The 19638-nt window shown below is 57.3% G+C and carries 17 protein-coding genes; 8 read left to right on the top strand and 9 right to left on the bottom strand.

Annotated elements, in window-relative coordinates; genetic code table 11:
* The 3 genes from BFL40_RS32655 to BFL40_RS32645 all read right to left on the bottom strand — a co-directional run.
* The coding region (locus BFL40_RS32655; RefSeq protein WP_071487804.1) for a DUF6531 domain-containing protein at nt 1-3149 on the bottom strand (3149 nt) is incomplete at its 3' end.
* A 198-nt stretch (nt 3150-3347) separates the two neighbouring features.
* Nucleotides 3348-4829 (bottom strand): methyl-accepting chemotaxis protein, encoded by a 1482-nt coding sequence (locus BFL40_RS32650; protein ID WP_071487803.1) that lies wholly within the window; start codon nt 4827-4829, stop codon nt 3348-3350.
* A gap of 96 nt (nt 4830-4925) precedes the next feature.
* Nucleotides 4926-5732 (bottom strand): TatD family hydrolase, encoded by an 807-nt coding sequence (locus tag BFL40_RS32645; RefSeq protein ID WP_071487802.1) that lies wholly within the window; start codon nt 5730-5732, stop codon nt 4926-4928.
* Nucleotides 5733-5968: 236 nt separating this feature from the next.
* Here BFL40_RS32645 and BFL40_RS32640 point away from each other — a divergent pair, with 236 nt between their 5' ends.
* From BFL40_RS32640 to BFL40_RS32630, 3 genes are all read left to right on the top strand, one after another.
* Nucleotides 5969-7390 (top strand): MltF family protein, encoded by a 1422-nt coding sequence (locus tag BFL40_RS32640; protein WP_071487801.1) that lies wholly within the window; start codon nt 5969-5971, stop codon nt 7388-7390.
* Between the two features lie 103 nt (nt 7391-7493).
* Nucleotides 7494-7928, top strand: a complete 435-nt coding sequence (locus BFL40_RS32635) for a DoxX family protein (protein WP_071487800.1) — start codon at nt 7494-7496, stop codon at nt 7926-7928.
* Between the two features lie 260 nt (nt 7929-8188).
* Nucleotides 8189-8497 (top strand): hypothetical protein, encoded by a 309-nt coding sequence (locus tag BFL40_RS32630; protein ID WP_071487799.1) that lies wholly within the window; start codon nt 8189-8191, stop codon nt 8495-8497.
* An 18-nt stretch (nt 8498-8515) separates the two neighbouring features.
* Here the strand turns inward: BFL40_RS32630 and BFL40_RS32625 are convergent, their stop codons facing one another.
* Genes BFL40_RS32625 through BFL40_RS32615 form a run of 3 tightly spaced genes read right to left on the bottom strand, consistent with a single transcriptional unit; the run spans nt 8516 to nt 11925 of the window.
* Entirely contained in the window at nt 8516-10261 is a 1746-nt protein-coding gene (locus BFL40_RS32625; RefSeq protein WP_071487798.1) for a Gldg family protein, read from the bottom strand.
* A gap of 15 nt (nt 10262-10276) precedes the next feature.
* The gene (locus BFL40_RS32620) at nt 10277-11002 is read right to left on the bottom strand and encodes an ABC-2 transporter permease (protein WP_071487797.1); all 726 of its coding nucleotides are present in this window, start codon (nt 11000-11002) and stop codon (nt 10277-10279) included.
* Entirely contained in the window at nt 10999-11925 is a 927-nt protein-coding gene (locus tag BFL40_RS32615; RefSeq protein WP_071487796.1) for an ABC transporter ATP-binding protein, read from the bottom strand. Before BFL40_RS32615 ends, BFL40_RS32620 begins: the two co-directional genes overlap by 4 nt.
* A gap of 242 nt (nt 11926-12167) precedes the next feature.
* Between BFL40_RS32615 and BFL40_RS32610 the strand changes: the two genes are divergently transcribed.
* Nucleotides 12168-13169: a hypothetical protein gene (locus BFL40_RS32610; RefSeq protein WP_071487795.1), complete on the top strand. Its 1002-nt coding sequence runs from the start codon at nt 12168-12170 to the stop codon at nt 13167-13169.
* 125 nt (nt 13170-13294) lie between these two features.
* A complete protein-coding gene (greB, locus tag BFL40_RS32605; RefSeq protein ID WP_071487794.1) occupies nt 13295-13768 on the top strand; it encodes a transcription elongation factor GreB in 474 nt (157 codons plus the stop codon).
* A gap of 45 nt (nt 13769-13813) precedes the next feature.
* Here greB and BFL40_RS32600 read toward each other — a convergent pair whose 3' ends face one another.
* Nucleotides 13814-16324 carry an ABC transporter permease gene (locus tag BFL40_RS32600; RefSeq protein ID WP_071487793.1) on the bottom strand — a complete coding sequence of 837 codons (2511 nt, stop codon included), beginning with the start codon at nt 16322-16324 and terminating at the stop codon, nt 13814-13816.
* Nucleotides 16324-17007: an ABC transporter ATP-binding protein gene (locus BFL40_RS32595; RefSeq protein ID WP_071487792.1), complete on the bottom strand. Its 684-nt coding sequence runs from the start codon at nt 17005-17007 to the stop codon at nt 16324-16326. The genes BFL40_RS32600 and BFL40_RS32595 overlap by 1 nt, the downstream gene beginning before the upstream one ends.
* A 10-nt stretch (nt 17008-17017) precedes the next feature.
* Between BFL40_RS32595 and BFL40_RS32590 the strand changes: the two genes are divergently transcribed.
* From BFL40_RS32590 to BFL40_RS32580, 3 genes are all read left to right on the top strand, one after another.
* The gene (locus tag BFL40_RS32590) at nt 17018-17623 is read left to right on the top strand and encodes an arylesterase (protein WP_071487791.1); all 606 of its coding nucleotides are present in this window, start codon (nt 17018-17020) and stop codon (nt 17621-17623) included.
* 58 nt (nt 17624-17681) lie between these two features.
* Complete coding sequence (locus BFL40_RS32585) at nt 17682-17975, top strand: hypothetical protein (RefSeq protein ID WP_057703783.1); 294 nt, start codon at nt 17682-17684, stop codon at nt 17973-17975.
* Between the two features lie 82 nt (nt 17976-18057).
* Complete coding sequence (locus tag BFL40_RS32580; protein WP_071487790.1) at nt 18058-19029, top strand: L,D-transpeptidase family protein; 972 nt, start codon at nt 18058-18060, stop codon at nt 19027-19029.
* 135 nt (nt 19030-19164) lie between these two features.
* Here BFL40_RS32580 and oprI read toward each other — a convergent pair whose 3' ends face one another.
* Nucleotides 19165-19416, bottom strand: a complete 252-nt coding sequence (oprI, locus tag BFL40_RS32575; protein WP_003172710.1) for an outer membrane lipoprotei OprI — start codon at nt 19414-19416, stop codon at nt 19165-19167.
* Nucleotides 19417-19638: the final 222 nt, after the last annotated feature.

The raw sequence follows: 19638 nt of genomic DNA, 5'->3' as shown, positions 1-19638 counted from the left end.
CCTTGGTGTTCGGCGGTGAGGCGGTTTTGGCTGTCGTATTCGTAGGCCAGCGCCCAGTGGCCGTCTTCGACGCCCAGGAGGTTGCCTCGGCGGTCGTAGGTGTAATCGACGATTTTGCCGTCGGGGAGGGTTTTTCTTACGAGCCGCCCGGCATGGTCTCGCTCGTAACGGGTGACGAGCTGACTGCCATCGTCGCCGTGTTCGGTCTTTTCCTGTAGGTTGCCGTTGAGGTCGTAGACGTAGGCCGTGCGTTGGCCATCAAACCCGGTTTCCTGCTGGATCAGGCCATTGGGGTGGTACTGGAGTCGGTAGGTTTCGCCGACTTCGTTTTCGATCGCCGTCAGCAATAACCGAACGTTGTCGTAGCGGTATTTGACTTGGGTGCCATCAGCATTGATGCGGCGGCTGATCAGATGCAGGCCGTCGGCATACTCGTAGCGAGTAACGCGGCCTAGCTCATCACGTTCAGCGGTGATCTTTCCGTAGGGGTTGTAGCTGTACTCCCGTGTGGCGCCACCTGGCAGTACGACGCGAACCAACCGACCCACACTGTCCCACTGATATTGGGTCAGCGCTCCGTATTCATCCTCGCGCGCAACCTGCCGCCCCAGATCGTCATAGCGATAGCGCTTTACGCCGCCATTCGGCAGTTGTTCCTCAGTGAGCTGCCCGCGCTCATTCCAGGTCAGCCGATGGCAGCTGTGATCGGGATACCAGACGCCGATCAGTTGCCCATGTTTGTTGTAGCTGTAGTCGGTGACGTTGCCATCGGGGTCGGTCTTGCGGGTGACATCGCCCTGATCATTGCGCTCGTATTTCCAGACCGCCTGGCCACGCCGTACAACTCGTACGAAACCGTTGTCATGCTCGTAGGAGGTCGGTTCATCATCCCCCGGAAACAACGCCACCAAACGACCGGCCTCGTCGTACTGATACGCCGCCACCGCGCCCAGCGGATCCTGCTCGACCGTCAGACGACCTTTGTCGTCATAGGATTTGAGATGCTCGGCGCCGTCCGGATCAATGCGCTGCACCAACCGCGCACGTTGATCGTGGACGTAAACTTCCTGGCTGCCATCAGCGTTGTGAACCGTGACACGGCCGTTGTCATCCCACACATACCGTGTGTCCATCTGCGAAAAGCTGGCCCAGTGCCGGACGCATCGTGCGGCCTTGCCCGAGCGTTCCCACTCCCAGAAGAAACTCGCCCCACCGGCCAACTGCCGTTCGAGAATGACGTGCTGATCGTCGTACCGATAAACCTCGCTTTCACCTACCGCGTTGGTCGCCGAAACCAACCGGCCGGCGGCGTCATAGGCGTAGGAAATGACGTTTTGCTCAGTGACCCAGACAAACGGGCCCGGTCCCTCGGCCCGATGAAGCTGATAGTCCACTGTAACGACGCGGCCAAGTTCATAGCGCAAAAGCAGCGAGCGACCCACACCGTTATCCAGCCGCTCAATCCGCCCCAACAGATCCCGGTAAATGCGCAGTCGGTTGTCATACGCATCACTGATTGCTGTCAGCACACCATTGCGGAAGTGATAGAACCGCGACGCCTGCGCCAGCACTAACTCATCAGGCAATGAGCCCAAGTAAATCGCCGCTTCGGCCAAACTATTGGAAATCGCCGGACGAGAGGCAGTGGGCAACGGAAACTCAGTAATGCGATTTTCGTGGTCTGTCCACACCACCGAATCACCCGTCACCACCAGCCGCTGCGCCAGCGAATGACTCCAGCCAAACCCCAACCCGCAATCCACTTCCACTGCACTGGTGCGATACAACCGCGTCCACTCAAACGGCAAAATCCCGTCCAGCGCACCATCGGTCAGGGTCAGTAATTCCTCCCCGGTCACCATCGACACCGGGCAACCGTTGGTTGCGGTTTTGTCCGCAGGCGCCGCCGCATCCCCGTTCGGGTTCTTGCCCGACGCAGGCACATCGTCGACATGCTCCTGCCTGACCAGCGCCGTCTGCTGCGTCTTGCTACGGACCGCAGGCACCGGGTTCGAGACCAAAGTTTCCCCAGCCTTTAAGGGCACAGCCGGAATCGTCTTGATCGACGTCGCCGCGCTACCGAGCAACAAAGGCTTCACTGCCTCGGCGTGCGCTTCCAACTTGGGCACCACAAGCTGCTCAGCCAGCGTCTCCAACCACTTGCGTGCACGTCCGGATTTGATATGACTCAAGACCTGAACACCCAGGCGAATCCGAACCCCCATGCCTCGCGTCGACCAGATCAAAAACAGGTTGATCAACACCTCGCCGGTGATTTCCCCCATCAACTCATTCATTTCCGGCGGCGGTAGCATCCGCATCCAACTGACCATTGCCGACAGATAGATAAACAACAGCGGTTCATCGCTAAGCACCAACAGGCCACTGGCAATGGCGTCGTTACCCAGCTTCAAAAGCTCATCAAGTTCGGCTTGGGAGATGTAGTGCAGCAATTTCTCGCTGTTGGGCTTGATGTTCGCCAACAGGTCAAGAACCTGCGTGACGTTGTCCCAAAGGTTGTAGAGCGCCTGGACCATCCCGGTTACAAATGAAACGCCCTGCACGAAACTGCGTTCGAGAGGTTTGGCTTTTGAGAAGTCGCCCCATTGGGCTTTGAAGGTCTTTGCCCACTCGTCACGCAGACGAACTTCCAACCCCCCAATCACCGACTGATAAGACGCATACAGCGCCTTGACGTGATCCTTGGAAACATTGGGGTAAAAGGTGACTTGGTACCGCTGATCGCGGGTGCACTCTTTGAACTCAAGAATGCCGCTGGGGCCAATGGTTTGATGGATTGGCGCACCCATCGGGCTGCCATCTTGTGCAATGGCTTGCAACATCACCGGCGTGTTGCCGATGGGCACAAACCGCGTGCTTTCGAACATATGCACCAGGGTCAACAAACCCTGGGCTTTGCACATGGCAACCGTGCTACTCGGGGCTTTGGAAGAAACCGGCGCTACCAGTGCGACGTCTTCCCCAACCTTGAATACCTGCTCGCTTTCCAGTGCCGAAGCACTCCAGAAACTCTCGGCCCACTCGTCAAAAGTGTTCAGACACTCCCGGAAATCACGAAAGACGCGTTCAACGTCTGGCGCTTTGGGATTCATGGGGGTCAAGACAAACTTGCCAATGACCGGGATCAAAAGGCAGACCTATCGGGCAAGGCGTTAACGGAGAAGTACATCGGCGGTCCCTCGCACTGATTGATCAGGCGAGAGACTTTGGAGAGGTTCGTAAGGAAAAGAAGTCGGCGCTATTCGCCAGCAGGAGTAGGGCGTTTCGCCAAAAACCTCGGCAATCCGAGGCTTGGATGTAGGTGCAGGATTACAGGTTGTGAGTTCTTACAGCTTCAACTGCCCAATCGCCTTGTTCAACTCTCCAGCCAAGGTCGCCAACTCATTGCTGGTAGTCGCCGAGTCCACCGTCTGCTGCACGGTGTTTTCAGTCACATCACGAATGCTCACCACCGCGCGGTTCATCTCTTCGGCGACATGGCTTTGCTGCTCGGCGGCGACGGCGATTTGGGTGTTGCTCTCGCGCATCTGCGCCACTGCGCCGGTGATTTCGGCGAGGGCAGCGCCGGCTTCCTGGGCCTGTTGTACGCAATCATCGGCTTTGAACGAGCTTTCTTGCATAAAGTCCACCGCGTCGCGGGTTCCGGCTTGCAGCGCTGAGACCATGCGGGTGATTTCGTCGGTGGAGTTTTGCACGCGTTTGGCGAGGTTGCGCACTTCGTCGGCGACCACGGCAAAACCACGGCCCATTTCCCCGGCGCGGGCAGCTTCGATGGCGGCGTTGAGGGCGAGCAGGTTGGTTTGTTCGGCGATGCTGTGGATCACGCCGACCACGCCATTGATTTTCTGGCTGTCCTCGGCCAGTTTCTGGATCATCTCGGCAGTCTGTTGCACGCCGGTGGACAGCCCGGCAATCGAGCGTTGTACGCGGGTCACCACTTCCTGGCCGCTGCCGGCGAGGGTGTCGGCGGTCTGGGACAGGTCGCGGGTGGCGCCGGCATGTTGAGCGATATGATAAACGGTGGCGGTCATCTCATTGATGGCGGTGGCGGCCTGGTCGGTTTCGCTTTGTTGGCCGAGCATGCCGTGTTGCACCTCGTTCATGCTGCTGGCCAGTCGTGCGGCGCCCTCGTCCAGTCGCTGGGCGGTGCGGGCGACGGTGTTGACCACGCGTTGGTAGCCGGCTTGCATGGCGTTGAAGGCACTGGCCATCTGACCGACTTCATCCTTGCAGGCCAGGGGCACGCGGGCCGACAGGTCGCCGGTTTTCTCCACGTGCAGCATCACGTCCTTGAGGGTGTTGAGTTGGCTGAGCAGAAAGCGGATCAGCAACTGCGAGGCACCGAGCATCGCCAGCATCAGGATCAAGACCGCCACGGCATAGTTGGCGAAACGTTCGCCGAACACTTGGCTTAAGCTGCGTCCGTACGCCAGCACGGCAACTTGTTGACCGTCGGCGCGAGCGATCACGTCAGCACCGATCAGTGGATTTTCGCCGAAAAGCGGCATGTGATTGAGCTCGACCCAACCACGGGCACTGCTCAGGGGGGATAGATCTTCATCTCCCAACTTAGGCGTTTGGCCACGGACAAACGTCAGCCATTGCTCGTTCTTGGGCAGCGCCTTGTCGGTCGGCCAGGCACTGAGCAATTGCGCCTGCGCCTGCGCCGAAGCTTGGGATGCATCGCTGCGTGCCTGTTGTTCGAGCTGCACGGCGTACAGCACCAGTAGCAGAGTGGTGATGAAGGCGACCGCGTTGACGGCCCAGAATTTGTATTTCAGCGAGATATTGCTAAGCCAGGCACCCATGGAAGGTTTTCTCTGATAGCGGAAACAGCATTGGCAAGGTGCCATTATTGTGCCGCTACTCAGGAAGCCGGTTTTGACGTGGGTCAATGCGCCGCATCAACCCACAGCGGGCAGCCTAAAAAAGGCGCGGGCGCAGGCAGTGCTGTGCTCGGCCAGGTCTTCCACCGTTTCGTGGCGGTGCAGGGCGACTTCTCGCAGCACCTCCGGTAAATAGGCGGGTTCATTGCGGCCATTTTTTGGCTTGGGGCGCAGGGTGCGCGGCAGCAAGTACGGTGCATCGCTTTCCAGCATCAGACGGCCCCGAGGAATTTCCCTGACCAGCGGGTGCAGGTGCGTCCCACGACGCTCGTCGCAGATCCAGCCGGTGATACCGATATGCAAGTCGAGATCAAGGTAGCTGAACAGCGCCTGTTGCTCGCCGGTGAAGCAATGCACTACGGCGGCGGGCAGATGGTCGCGGTAGTCCTTGAGAATTTCCAGCAGGCGCTGGTTGGCGTCGCGCTCGTGGATAAACACCGGCAATTTTAACTCGACGGCCAAGGCCAGGTGTTCTTCGAAGACTTTTTCCTGCTGTGGGCGTGGGGAAAAGTCCCGGTTGAAATCCAATCCGCATTCACCCACCGCACGCACGCGGCTGTCCTTAAGTAAGCCGCGCAAGCGTTGGGCGCTGTCACCGTTCCAGTCGCTGGCGGAGTGAGGGTGGATGCCGGCGGTGCTGAACAGATGTTGGCCGCTTTCATCGAGTTTTACACACAATTCCAAGGCCTGTTCACTGCCGTCGACACTGGTGCCGGTGAGCACCAATTGTTGCACGCCGGCGGCATAGGCGCGGTCGAGAACGGCTTGGTGCCTCTCGTCGAAACTAGGGTTGGTCAGGTTGACGCCGATATCAATGAGTTGCATGGTGCTATCTCCGCCTGCGGCCGGAAAGCATATCAGAGCAGTAGATTTATAAGAAAAACGAAGAACTACAGCGAGTTATAGCTGTCTTTGAACGTTGCAAGTGACATCGTGGTGGGTCGTTCGCCTTCCTCAGTGCCACCCTTGCGCACTTTGCCAGCGCTCACAGCGCTCTGTTTCTGACCCCCAACGCTTCGTTTTTCGCGAACGCGCTGGCCAGTATTCTTTCCGGAGAGCGGATGATCCGACCCTCGGCGTTGCTTATGTTGTGCCTGACGTTACTGCTGCCCATGGCGGCGGTCGCACGTCTGGACGGGCCGCTGGAAGTGACCAAGCCTGGCAAAGTCCGTGACTTGGCGCAGATCCGCTCCAGCCGCACCCTGCGCGTGCTGGTCAACCAGAGCCGGAACAGTTCCGGTGAGGTCCAGGGCCAGGCCATCGGTGTCGAATACCACCGCCTGCGTGCCTTCGAGCAATACCTGAACGGTCATGCCCGTGACGGTGAGGAAATCAACCTCAAGATTATTCCCAAGGCCAAGGACCAACTGCTCGGCGCGCTGGCGCGTGGCGAGGGTGATCTGGTGGCCCCCGGTGAATTGCTGGATGTGAAAGCAGCACACAAAATCAGCACCAGTGACCCGATTGCCAGCGATGTGCCGTTGTGGCTGGTGGGGGTGAAGGGGGAGCGACGGTTTACCAAGTTGGAGCAACTCTCCGGACGCACCCTGGCGCTGACCACTGGCAGTGCGGCGGCGGATGCGATCAGTCAGGTCAACCAGAAGCTGGCCCTGCACAAGCAGCCACCGGTGAAGGTGGAATGGGTTGACCCAACATTGGCCGTGGAAGATGTATTGGAGATGGTCCAGGCCGGGATCTTCCATCTCACTATCGTCGAGAAACCGATTGCCGAGCGCTGGTCGAAAATCCTGCCTAAATTGCGCTTTGATCGACAGGTGGCTATCAGCGAACCGGGTGATGAATACTGGTTCGTGCGCCAGGATGCCTCGATGCTGCGCGCCAGCATCGATCGTTTCCTCAAGACTTATCGAGCGCCCTCCGACCAGGACGTGGCGTTCCAGCGTATCTACCGACGCCTTTATCAAGTGCGCAACCCATTGGCCCGCGCCGATCGCCAGCGCCTCGAAAAGCTGCGTCCGGTTCTGCAAAAGCATGCTCGCGAGCAGGGCATGGACTGGTTGAACCTGGCGGCACTGGCTTTCAAGGAGTCCGCCCTTGACCCAGGCGCCCGCAACAGCGGCGGCCCAACCGGACTGATGCAGATCACGCCTTCGGCGGCGCAGCGGGTGGGGGTCAACAATATCGAGAGTCTCGACAGCAATGTGCAGGCGGGTGCCCGCTATTTGGCGATGATCCGCCGTAAGTTTTTCGCGAGCCCAAAGCTGAACGAGCGTGAACGTATGGCGTTTGTGCTGGCGGCTTACAACATGGGCCCGGAGCGGGTTCAGGGTATGCGAGCGGAAGCTCGTCGCAGAGGGCTTAACCCAAACCAGTGGTTCTTCCAGGTCGAGCGCATTGCCATGGAGCAGGTGGGGATGGGCGGCGTCAGCTATGTTAATAGCGTCAATAAGTATTACTTGGCGTTCAATCGGGAGCGGGAGTCCCTGGAACCGTTGGCGTCAAAAGTCGCCTCGCGCAAGTGATCAAATTAATCGATATATATTAGGTGTTTTTTCGGCTTTTGTTATTGCTTAATCTGATTAATATAGCGGCCAACCAACCCCTACTTTGAAAAGGATTATCACCATGAGCCCACTGATTAAAAGCATCCTGTCTACTCGCGCTGGTTACGGCCTGACTATCCTGCGTATTTTTGTCGGCATCATATTTGCCGCTCACGGATCGCAAAAACTCTTTGGCTGGTTTGGCGGCTACGGCCTGGCGGGCACCGCGCAGTGGATGGAAAGCATCGGGCTGGCGCCGGGTACCTTGATGGCCGTGCTGTCGGGTGGTACCGAGTTCTTCGCAGGTCTGGCACTGATCATCGGTTTGCTGGTACGCCCTGCGGCACTGGGCCTGACCATCTTGTCGCTGGTGGCAATCTTCTCGGTGCATATCCATAACGGGCTGTTTATGGCGAACAACGGTTATGAGTTTGCGCTGGCCTTGCTGGGTGGCTCTCTGGCGGTCCTGTTGGAAGGTGCTGGCAAATTGTCAGCCGACCGTGCCATCACTCACTGATACCTGTCGTAATACCCTGAAAAGGCCCGCCATGAGCGGGCCTTTTCGTTGCTCTAGATTCTTGACACTGCCCCATCAGCTTCTCTAGGATGCTGTTCATGCGCCGATTTAAACAGCTAATTGCGGGGCGCCACTGGGACTCAATGCAGCCCGACAGAAGCATGCACTCATCAAGAGTCAGGCTTCGAAATACCGCTAAAGCGCTGGTTCGGTGTTGCCTCTCACCTGCCCGCAGACTTTTGAGGCAGAGACACGATACGATGAATGCACTACGCCCCCTCATACGCCTGGCTCCGATCACTGCGGACCTGACCCAACGCAATCCGAAAATCCTCCTGGGCGGTAAGCACCAGCCGACACTGTTGCGCTACCTGGACGGCTGGCCGCGTCGAACTGGGCGGCCTTCTGCGTTCCTGATCCAGTTTGTGGAAGATGGCGATTCTCTGGCCCGCTTTGCCAGCGACAGCTTTGACCTCGCGGTTATCCAGGCGCCCAGTGCCAGCGATGCCGAAGAGGTGATTCGCCAACTGACGCGCATTGCCCGTCAAGGGCTGATTGCTCGCCGTTGATTGCTCATCATTGAGTGATCAGTGAAATGAAGCGGCAGCAGTTGAACGACGTCGGCAGTGGTACAGAAAAAGTACCCAGGCGATCAGGCATAACGCCAGCGGCACCGGAATAATCATGAGTAGCTTGAGGTTTCGTTCTGCTCGATGCACCTGGGCATACGCCTCAACCTTGAGCGCGTGCAACTCTATGGGGAGCCGCAGGCGTTCTTTGTTGAGCGCTTGCAGCTGGGTGTTGGTATCCACCGCCTGGGTGCCGAAGCCTGTGGTCTGTGGATTCAACTGTTGCCACGCCTTCTCTGTTCGCTCAAGTCGTCGTTCCAGTTCACCCGCCTTCTGCGTGTAGGTCTGGGCGGCGGCCTCTCGCAGGTGCTCCAGCGGGTGCGGTGGTTGGCTAACCATTGCACGTGGCCGAATGCTCGTAAGTACATCGGGAGCAGCCAGGTTATCCAATGTATTCAATACAAACAGTGCGTTGCTGTTGGGGGCGGAATTGATAACGGCGTCTGCCAGTAAATCAGTGTCGGCGACCACTACCACCTGGATTTGCGCGGCCTTTTGCAAGCCCGGTGGCTGTCCGTCGAGCCCGTCGGGAAATGCCGAATAGGCAGGCCCCTCGAGGCGTGCAGCAATTACATATTGTTGCACAGGACTGGACGTGTTCTTGATGAGTGAATCGAATGCGGCCGCCGATGCAAAGCGTCCAACGTCCAGGAGCACAGAGTCTCTTGAGCTCTGCAGCAGAGGGGTGAATGTCGTACGGCTTTTTCTGGCGCGAGAGAGTGCGCCGCTGCTGGATACGATCACTGAATTCAGTTTCCAGTTACTAATATCGCTCGCAGTCATCGCTTGCCGTGGCAGGTTTAACCTGGCCGGATGCCGAACCGGTGGCTTCCCAGGGCCGAATGTCGCCGATGAGGCGTAGAGATTATCGACCAGTAGCTTGTCCATTGGCATCTGTATGCCCCAAGCGGCAAGCAGGCCGTCCAGCTTGGAGGCTGTTGGCTCGGTGCTCGCCTCCATCTCGCTTACAGGGTCGACGAAAATCATTAGTTTGCCTCCCCTCAATACAAACTGTTCAATCGTAAAGAGGGCTTGCTCGGGCAATGAGCGCGGGTGCACGACCATCAACGTTTTGATCGATTGAGGCACCTGTTCAGTGTTTGATGCCAGGTTTACAAGGTTGAAATGCTGGTGCATTTGCTCCAACACTTGCCCGGCAGATTCATTCAACTCCACCCCAGACAGTAAGCCAATAGTGAGGGGAGCGGGGTGCATCAAATTATAAATCAGGTGGCTGATTTCATATTCAAGCAAGGGCTCGTGGTCGGGGCTGAATGCATCGATGCGTTGTGCACCCTGGCCTGCGTGGGTGCCTATAAGGCCAAGGAATCCTTGCTTGTCGTCAAGGCCGAACAAGCCGGCTTTATAGGCATCCTCTGAATAGGGCTCCGGATCAATAATGTGTAAATTAATCATGCCCTTTGCCGCTTTTTCATACTCCTTGAGCAGGTCCTCCACACGATCACCATAGCGTTTCAATGCTTGGCTTTTTTTCGGGTAATGACTTGAGTTGAAGAAATACAAGTCTACTGGGCTTTCAATGGTCGTGAGTAATTGCCGCGCCGGGAGTGACAAGGTATGGTTTTTTTGTTGAGAAAAGTCCCAGCGTACATCGGGAAGATTGTTTATCCACACCAGATTAAATGCCAGGAAAAGTAACGATATGACGGTAAGTGTCATACCCGCACGAAGAACGGATCGCATAGGTTGCTTTCCTTCTCAACCGGCTTTGCAGTTGAGTGTGACAGTCGTTGCAGAGAGAAAGGCAAGTATCATGCTAATGAAGTACAAGCTGTCGTGAAGTGTCAGTTTTCCATTGCTGATAGTGCCGAAGCGTAAGAGTGGATTAAGCGAGGTTAAATTGTCGATCAACCAGACAGGTGCCTGATGCTCAAGTGCATCCAAAACTGCTGAAAGCCCGCTGACGGTAAATAATAAACCTAGCGTCAATAGGAAAATAACAACGCGTTGGCGCGTCAGAGCGCAAATGAAGCAACCGACAGACAGGTAAGATCCCGCCAGCAACCAACTGGCCAGAAACTGTGATGCGATAACAGTATTGTCCACAGCGTTTAGATAGTTGGCGATGATCACGGTGGGGAAGGTCAGGATTAAGGCAACGCCACACATGACCCAGGCAGCCAGAAACTTTCCGATCACCAATTCTACTGAGGTGATCGGCAGTGTTTTCATGATGTCGAGGAAACCGGCGTTGTGTTCGTCTGACCACAGCTGCGTCGACAACGTGGGGATCAGCAGTAGATAAAGCCAGGGGTGTAACTGGAAAAAGACCTGTAAGTCGCTACCGTTGTGTTCTATCCACTGACCCGTATGCAGACCCAGTGTTGCGCACAACCCGAGAAACACTGCAATGCATAGGTAGGTGCTCGGCATGAAGACATAACTGGCAAGTTGACGTTTGAAAATGACGGGCAGCAGTTTCAAAGGGATACCTCTTGGCTCAGATGATGAACGACTTCATTCAGGCGACCCGGCTCAAGACTCAATGAGGTTATGTTCCAGCCACGGCGGGCGATCAGTGCGCTTACATGGGGATAGATGGTGTGCCCCGGCATAGCGAGCACAGTGACCGTGCCGGGTGTATGCCGATCTTCTTCTATACCTGCTACGCCGGGCAATACGGCAAGTGCCAGTAAGTCCAGTGGTGTTTCTGCGGACAGGGTTACGGCCCGGTAATGCCGGGAGTTACGTTGCAAATCGGGCAGCGGGGTGTCAGCCATTAAGTGGCCATTTGCAATAACCAGAGCGCGAGTGCAGAGATTGGACACTTCGTCACAGTGACGGGAGGCGATGATGACTGTCATTTCTTCGGTCAATGATTGGATAAGTGCTCTGAACTTTAGTCGTTGATCAGGTGACAGTCCCTCGGTCGGTTCGTCCAGTAAGAGTAAGCTGGGCGAATGCAGGATGGCTTGTGCGATGGCAACTTTGCGTTTCAGACTGATGGAGAGTGTATCGATGGGGTAGTTGAGCACAGACAATAACTCAAGGTGCACGGCTGCCCGGTCTACTCGCCTGTTTTTTTCGGCCCCACTGAACCCTCGAATGGTTGCAATAAAGTTGAGGGCGCCTTTGACTGACATCGTATGATGGCTGAAGCCTCCTTGGAGTTGATAGCCGAGGAGTTTTCGTGCTTGAAGTGAGTGAGTTTGGGTATCGACCCCATCAATATTGATATGCCCGCCGGAGGGTTTAGCTAATCCGGATATCAAATTCAGCAGTGTTGTTTTGCCGGCACCACTCTTCCCGAATAGGCCTATGCATTCCTTGTGCTGGGCGCAAAACGAAAAATTGGTGATTACATTTTTTTTGCCCAAGTGCTTTGTCAGGCTGCTTATCTCGAGCATTTTTTTACCGAATGAGTTTTGCGGGGATGTATAAACAGGCCGCTCGCCATGAGCGGCTGAGCGATGAAAAGGTTACGTTCAATATTGACGTTTGGGAACGTGGCGGCGCAGCTATAAGAAAAGTCCTACGTTTGGCGCGATAACTTGCTGAAACAATTGCGTTGTTTCGAGGCTTATTAATGGTCGGATGTTTATCCGGCAGTTAGGTAAGGTTTGCTCTTTTGTAATGAGGCCTGATTTTCATGATGCTTCTACGTACCCTTGTTCTTGAACGTAACGGTCAGGACGCTCCGGTAAATGGTGCGCTGCTCTGCGGGTTTGCTATCGCTCAGACCGACTCCAACTTTCTTGTCTATAGCCTGGATGAAGAGACCGAGCCCGGTAACTCGAGGGTCTACATCGCGGCGTTACGTAAAAAGCTCGAACGGTATTTTCTGGGGGGTGTTGAGTCCAAGGAGGATCTGCAAGTGGCCATGCAAGCCTTTAAGCAAATCCTGATGGTAGCGGCTTCCGGGACCAAGACTGGCACTGTTATCGAGAACCCGGTCGCCTATCATTTTATTGATTTGAAAGGCTGTAAGTTGCCGCCAGCCAGGCCTGAGGATCATCATTCAATGATCATCAAGAAGGCATTGGTGATGAAAGTGATTACCTTGGGTATGTCTGCTCCTGTGTTGCCGGCGATTGAAAGTGCTGCGTTGATCGTGCCGTCCATTCGCTTCTCGTCGCAAATGTCCTCGTCGCCCAGAGTTGCGAACCCGTCCGAGCCCTCCCAGCAGTCTTCACATGAACATATCGTTGGAGAGCAGTTGAGCTCTTCCGGCGCCATATCGGAGGTGGTGGAGCTGGCCGAGTCCAGTGCGGGGCCTGCTCAGTTGGCGCCGAGTGAGCCCGCACCGTCGAAGCTCCCAGCCCAGATGGGGCACGCATCTTTGCTCGAGGTAGACAGCACGCTGACCAGTCTCGCCAAGGTCGCCCAAGAGTTGGCACAACAAAAGCTCGTGATCATTGAGCGAGAGGAAATGCTTGAGCTGTGGCAGGTTCGACTGCAACAGGCGCAGAGCGAACTGGATGAAAAGGGGCGTGAGTTGGAGCAGCGTGGTACTCAACTGCAAAACCAAGCACTGGAGGTTGGCCAGAAGGCCGAGAAGCTGACGCTTGCTATGTCGCACTTGTCGGGTATGCGACAGCGCCTGCAAGGTGTGCTTCTTGAACTCGACCAGGCCTTGGATGGCCAGGGTTGAATCGATGTGTTCTCTGATCTGGCTACTTTTCAGGGTTCATTTATCATCAACCCCTGCCAGTCGACGCCAAGGCAAGTTGCCGTCGGGTATTGGCACCATTGGACATTGCCCGGGGATGCTAGCGTTTGAGTACCAAGCTGATAACCAAAGAAGGTCATGAGGCGCTGAAAAAAGAGCTGGATTACCTGTGGCGTGAAAAGCGACCGGATACCACGCGTAAGGTGACGTGGGCAGCCTCCTTGGGGGATCGCAGTGAGAACGCGGACTACCAGTACAATAAGAAGCTGCTGCGTGAGATCGACAGGCGGGTACGCTACTTGCGTAAACGCCTGGAAGACATGCGCGTGGTGGAGTACATGCCGGAACAGGAGGGGCGGGTGTTTTTCGGTGCTTGGGTTGATATCGAAAATGAGCAGGGGGAAACCAAGCGCTTTCGCATTGTGGGTTATGACGAGATATACGATCGAATGGATTACATCTCCATCGACTCGCCCATGGCCAGGGCATTGCTGCGCAAGGAAGTGGATGACGAGGCGATGGTCCAGACTCCGAGTGGCGAAGTGTGTTGGTGGATCACCGGTATCGAGTACGTAAAGTAGAGGTTAATGGCCCGCTCCCCTGAAGGGGTACGGGCCACCGGTGTTTCAGCCCTCGCGCAATACGGTCAGTGGGCTGGCATTCAATGCACGGCGAGTGCCGAATACGCCGGCACCGCCGATCAATACCGCCCCAATCACGGGCAGCAGTAACAGCCATGGGTGAGGGTGCCAGACCAGGTCAAACGCGTAGCGGTACAGCACCCATGTCACCAGTTCTGTACCCAGCGCCGCCAGCAGTCCGCTGACGGCACCCAATAATCCGAACTCTATGCGACGGGCCTTGACCAGCAACTTGCGCTCTGCGCCCAGTGCACGCAGGAGCGCGCCTTGGCGAATTCGCTCATCCAGGGTTGCTTGCAAGCCGGAGAACAGCACTGCCATCCCCGCTGCCAGAACAAACAGTAAGACGTACTCCACCGCTAAGGTCACCTGGGCGAGGATGCTACGCAGTTGCTCCAGCAAGGCCTCGACCTGCAGGATAGTGACCGCTGGGAAGGCGCGGGACAGGTCGACGATCTGTTGATCATGGCCAGGCGCCAGGTAGAAGCTGGTCAGATAGGTCGCGGGCAGGTCCTTCAAGGTGCCCGGTTGGAAGATCATGAAGAAGTTGGGTTGGAAGTTATCCCAGTTGATGGTCCGCAGGCTCGTGACCCGGGCTTCGCGATTTTCCCCTCCGACGGTGAACACTAAATGATCGTTTAGCTTAAGTTTCAGGCTTTCAGCGACTTTGGTTTCCACCGACACCCCTGGAACCTCATCGGTCGGCTGCTGCGACCACCAGGAGCCTGCGGTCAGGACGTTGCCTGGCGGCAGGTCGGCAGCCCAGGTCAGGCTCAAGTCACGTTGCACGGCACGGTCACCGCTGGAGTCTTTGCTGACAATCTCCTGCACCGGTGCACCGTTGATGCTGATCAACCGGCCGGGCACCACTGGGTACAGCGGCGCCGCTTGCGCCTGTAACTCCAGCAGGCGAGCGCCAAAGGCGTCCTTGTCGGCTGGCAGAATGTTCAGTGCGAAATAGTTGGGCGCATCCTTGGGTAACTGGTTTTGCCAGGTATCCAGTAACTCTCCGCGCAGCAGGGCGATCAGTCCCATGGACAACAGAATCAAACCAAACGCCAGGGACTGGCCTGCTGCCGCCAACGGGTGGCGCAGTAATTGACCCAAGCCCAGGCGCCAAGGCAGGGATGCACGCGCCAATAGCCGTCGCAGGCTTTGTAATAACAGCAGAAGCAAGCCGCCCAGGATCAGTGCAGCCACCACGCCACCGCCAAGTAGCGCGAATGTCAGTACCAGGTCGAGGCTCAGGCGCCACATGATCAGGCCGAGAGCAAACAGCGCCGCGCCATAAACCATCCAAGTGCTGGATGGAATAGGTAGCAAGTCACGACGCAATACCCGCAGTGGTGGCACGCGGCCCAGCGCCGCCAGGGGAGGCAAGGCGAAGCCGGCGAGAGCGACCAGTCCGGTGCCGATTCCTGCAAATGCCGGTAGCAATCCACCGGGCGGTACGTCCGCTGGCAGCAGATCGTGCAGGAAATAGAACAGGCCAAATTGCGCCAACCAGCCGAGCAGGGCGCCGGTAAGGCTCGCCAGCAGGCCAAGTACGCTCAGTTGCAGGCTGAACAGCAGCATGGCTTCGCGTCGTGACAAACCGAGGCAGCGCAGCAACGCACTGGCGTCGAAACGCCGGCTGGCAAAACGGTTGGCCGATAGCGCTACGGCCACGCCGGCCAGCAGCACCGCTACCAGGCTGGCCATGTTCAGGTAGCGCTCGGCCTTGCCGAGGGCGCCGCCGATTTGCTGGTTTCCATCCCGTGAATCCTGCAAGCGCTGGTTGGCGGCGAGGTTCGGCTTGATCAGGTCGCGATAGGTTTGCAGCGCCGTACTGCCTTGTGGTGCGCGCCACAGTTCGCGGTAGCTCACGCGGCTGCCGGGCTGGACTACGCCGGTGGCGTCGAGGTCCGCGAGGTTGATCATTACCCTGGGCGTGAGGCTGTAGAAGTTGCCGGCGCGGTCGGGTTCATAGGTCAGAATGCGAGCCAGGCGCAGGGTCTTCATGCCGACATCGATGCTGTCGCCGACTTTCATGTCCAGCGCAGTCAGAAGCCGCGCTTCCACCCAGGCTTCACCAGGTTTCGGGCCGCCTCCTGGGATTTCCTTGCCGAAGGGCTCGGTCGTACTTTTCAGCTCTCCACGCAGCGGGTACTGCTCGTTGACCGCCTTGATGCTGGAGAGCTGGATGCCGTTATCCGTGGCGATGACGCTGGAAAACTCAACGATTCGCGCGTGATCCAGGCCCAATTCGGTCCCGGATCTGATTTGTTCCGGGCGGGCCGGCGAGCTGCCTTCGAGCACCAGGTCTGCACCCAGGAACTCGGTGGCACGCAACAGCATGGCGCCGTTGAGGCGCGCACCGAAGTAACCGATGGCAGTGCTTGCGGCGACTGCTACCAGCAGGGCGAAAAATAACACGCGCAATTCGCCGGCGCGGGCATCGCGCAGCAATTGGCGCATGGCAAGGCTGAACAGGCGCAACAGCGGCAAACGTGCCATCAAGGCTCCAGGGGCTCGACCATCAGGCCGGCTTCAAGGCGGATCAGGCGACGGCAACGGTGGGCCAGGCGCTCGTCGTGGGTGACCAGTACCAGGGTTGTACCGCTCTCTTTATTGAGTTCGAACAGCAGGTCGCTGATGCGCTCTCCCGTATGGCTGTCGAGGTTGCCGGTGGGTTCATCGGCAAACAGCACGTCCGGCTCGGCGGCAAATGCGCGGGCGATTGCCACACGTTGTTGTTCGCCACCGGAAAGCTGGCGTGGCGAGTGGGTCAGGCGTTGGCCCAGGCCGACGCGCTCCAACAGGTGTTTGGCGCGCTCGCGGGCATCTTTGCGGCCGTCCAGTTCCAGCGGCAGCATGACGTTTTCCAGCGCATTGAGACTGTCGAGCAGTTGGAACGACTGAAATACAAAGCCCACGTGCTCGGCACGAATGCGCGCACGCTGGTCTTCGTTGAGGGGGCTCAGGGCTTGCCCTGCGAGGGTAACTTCGCCGCTGCTGGGCAGGTCGAGGCCAGCCAGGAGGCCGAGGAGAGTGGATTTTCCGGAACCTGAGCTGCCGACAATAGCCAGGCTATCGCCCTTGTTCAGTTCCAGGCTCAGTTCGTGCAGGATAGTCAGTTCACCTTCCGCGCTGGGAACCACTTTGCTAAGGTTTCGCGCGGTGAGAATGCTTGCGCCCATGGAGAATCCGATGCGAATGTGGTTTTTGAGTGCTGGCCTGGCCTTGATGTGCATGGCCCAGAACGCAGCGGCGGGTACAGTCCTGATCGTTGGCGATAGTATCAGTGCCGGTTTCGGCCTGGATACCAGCAAAGGGTGGGTCGCACTGCTGGAGCAACGGCTCAAGAAAGAAGGTTTTGACGATAAAGTCGTCAATGCATCCATCAGCGGAGATACCAGTGCTGGAGGCCTGGCGCGGCTGCCGGCGGCGCTTGCAGAGCATAAGCCGGGTGTTGTAATCATCGAGTTGGGTGGCAATGATGGTCTGCGCGGCCAGCCTCCTGCGCAATTGCAACAAAATCTTGCTTCGATGATCGATCAGTCCAAAGCGGGCGGCGCCAAGGTATTGCTACTGGGTATGCAGTTGCCACCCAATTACGGCCCGCGTTACACCACGGCGTTTGCTGAGGTCTATGGCGTGTTGGCCAAGGAGAAAAACGTCCCGTTGGTACCGTTTTTCCTTGAGGGAATTGGTGGCCATCCGGAGCTGATGCAGGCAGATCAACTGCACCCGGCGGTCGGTGCGCAGGGCAAGTTGCTGGAAAATGTCTGGCCGACGCTAAAACCTCTGCTATGACGCTTTTCTACCGGCAGGCTTTCGGCTAAGGTGGCGCCCCCCTGATCTGGAGCCCTCGATGTCGCGCCCTGCCTGGTCCCTGTTTAACTACCAACTGATCGAGCCTGACGAGCAGCTGGATTTGTTCGCCTGCCAGGAAGTCCGGGTGCATTTGGTGGCGCGTCAATTGGAGTTGGGTGGCTCGATCGACCGCACGCTCTGCGGCACATTATTGCCGGCGCAGCCTCGTTGGTCGTCGGTGAGTCGCTCGATTTTCCAGGACCAGCGGCTGTGCCCGCTGTGCCGGGCGATTCTCGAATCGCAAAAGCGTGGCACGCCGCCGATCTGGCCGGAGCTGCGCTTCGAGCTGTAGAAAGGGTCGATTGATGCTTGAGGCGCGCATCACGTATACAATCAGGTTTTTCCTACCCGTCGTTCTGCGAAGGATTTTCCGGATGTTGTCGCGCCTCTCCGTCGTCACCTGCTGCCTGTCTCTCGCCGCTCTCTGCGCGGCCGGTTCGGCGGCAGCCTTGCAGTTGCCCTTGCCGCCACCTGGTGAGGACATTGTCGGTCAGGTCCAGGTGATCAAGGCCAAGTACGAAGACACCTTTGCCGACCTGGGCACCACCTATGACCTGGGCTATTCGGAAATGGTCGCGGCCAACCCGGGTGTCGATGCCTGGTTGCCCGGCGCCGGCACCGAAATTGTGCTGCCCACGCGGTTCATCCTGCCGCCCGGCCCCCGCGAAGGCATCGTGATCAACCTGGCGGAATACCGGCTCTACTACTACCCCAAGGGTCAGAATGTCGTCTACACCTTCCCATTAGGCATTGGTCGTGAAGGCTGGGGCTCACCGATCGCGCATACCAGTATCATCGCCAAGACGCCGAACCCGACTTGGACGCCGCCCGCGTCAATCAAAGCTGAACACGCTGCCAATGGCGACCCGTTACCCAACGTGGTGCCGGCCGGCCCGGATAACCCGCTGGGACCCTTCAAGTTCACCTTGGGCACGCCGGGTTACTTGATTCACGGCTCCAACATGAAATTTGGTATCGGCACGCGTACAAGCCACGGCTGCTTCCGTATGTTCAACAACAACGTGTTGGAGATGGCCGGGATGGTGCCGGTGGGTACATCGGTGCGCATCCTCAACGATGCCTACAAGTTCGGCAGCAGTGGTGGCAAGGTTTACCTTGAAGCGCACACGCCACTGAATGACGACGGTACACCGTCGGTGGTCGACAAGCACACCGCGGTGATCAATGCCTTGCTCAAGCGTGAGGACCTGGCCAAGAACCTGCGGGTGAACTGGGATCAGGTGCGTGATGTGGTCGCGGCCGAAGATGGCCTGCCGACGGAAATTGGTGTGCCGGGTGGCAACGCTCCAGTAGTGTCCAGCGCACCGGTCGATTTGCAGCAATAAGTCTGCTCGATCAAAAGCCCGCCATAGCCTTGCGCTGTGGCGGGTTTTTTATTGCCTGGGATTCGAGGTCGAATCCCAGGCAATAAAAAAGCCGATCCAAGAATGGATCGGCTTGATAACAACCCCGAGGGATTATTACTTGCGGCTTGCTTTTTCAAGCATGCGCAGAGCGCGCTCGTTAGCTTCGTCAGCAGTCTGTTGTGCTTTTTGAGCAGCAGCCAGAGCTTCATCAGCTTTACGGTAGGCTTCGTCTGCACGAGCCTGGGAGCGAGCTGCTGCGTCTTCAGTTGCAGTCAGACGAGCTTCGGTTTCTTTGGATACGCTGCTGCAACCGGTAGCCAGAACTGCGGCCAAGGCCAGAGCAGAGAATTTCAGAACGTTGTTCATCGTGTTCCCCTTCAAGGACTTTCTATTAAATGGCTACTTTCTCAGAGTGAGCTGATAGCCGGCGTACATACTACTCATTACTTGTAGTAAGTAAACTGACGTAGCGCAAGAAGCAAAAAAAATTCTTGTGCCGAATCTATTTTGGCTAATCTTTTGGAGGTTTGTATAAAAACTATCCAATTTTTTTCATTTTGCTCGAAACTGGACCTGGGCTGAAAGGTC

It is taken from the genome of Pseudomonas costantinii, assembly GCF_001870435.1.
Classification (GTDB): Bacteria; Pseudomonadota; Gammaproteobacteria; order Pseudomonadales; family Pseudomonadaceae; genus Aquipseudomonas; species Aquipseudomonas costantinii.
Note: the sequence above shows the minus strand (reverse complement) of the source record. Positions and strands in the feature narration are given on the sequence as shown.

Bases quoted from the DNA above. Each gene is read 5' to 3' on its own strand.
- BFL40_RS32650 (WP_071487803.1), bottom strand. From the start codon at position 4,829: ATGGGTGCCTGGCTTAGCAATATCTCGCTGAAATACAAATTCTGGGCC.
- BFL40_RS32645 (WP_071487802.1), bottom strand. From the start codon at position 5,732: ATGCAACTCATTGATATCGGCGTCAACCTGACCAACCCTAGTTTCGAC.
- BFL40_RS32640 (WP_071487801.1), top strand. From the start codon at position 5,969: ATGATCCGACCCTCGGCGTTGCTTATGTTGTGCCTGACGTTACTGCTG.
- BFL40_RS32635 (WP_071487800.1), top strand. From the start codon at position 7,494: ATGAGCCCACTGATTAAAAGCATCCTGTCTACTCGCGCTGGTTACGGC.
- BFL40_RS32630 (WP_071487799.1), top strand. From the start codon at position 8,189: ATGAATGCACTACGCCCCCTCATACGCCTGGCTCCGATCACTGCGGAC.
- BFL40_RS32625 (WP_071487798.1), bottom strand. From the start codon at position 10,261: ATGCGATCCGTTCTTCGTGCGGGTATGACACTTACCGTCATATCGTTA.
- BFL40_RS32615 (WP_071487796.1), bottom strand. From the start codon at position 11,925: ATGCTCGAGATAAGCAGCCTGACAAAGCACTTGGGCAAAAAAAATGTA.
- BFL40_RS32610 (WP_071487795.1), top strand. From the start codon at position 12,168: ATGATGCTTCTACGTACCCTTGTTCTTGAACGTAACGGTCAGGACGCT.
- BFL40_RS32600 (WP_071487793.1), bottom strand. From the start codon at position 16,324: ATGGCACGTTTGCCGCTGTTGCGCCTGTTCAGCCTTGCCATGCGCCAA.
- BFL40_RS32595 (WP_071487792.1), bottom strand. From the start codon at position 17,007: ATGGGCGCAAGCATTCTCACCGCGCGAAACCTTAGCAAAGTGGTTCCC.
- BFL40_RS32590 (WP_071487791.1), top strand. From the start codon at position 17,018: ATGCGAATGTGGTTTTTGAGTGCTGGCCTGGCCTTGATGTGCATGGCC.
- BFL40_RS32585 (WP_057703783.1), top strand. From the start codon at position 17,682: ATGTCGCGCCCTGCCTGGTCCCTGTTTAACTACCAACTGATCGAGCCT.
- BFL40_RS32580 (WP_071487790.1), top strand. From the start codon at position 18,058: ATGTTGTCGCGCCTCTCCGTCGTCACCTGCTGCCTGTCTCTCGCCGCT.
- oprI (WP_003172710.1), bottom strand. From the start codon at position 19,416: ATGAACAACGTTCTGAAATTCTCTGCTCTGGCCTTGGCCGCAGTTCTG.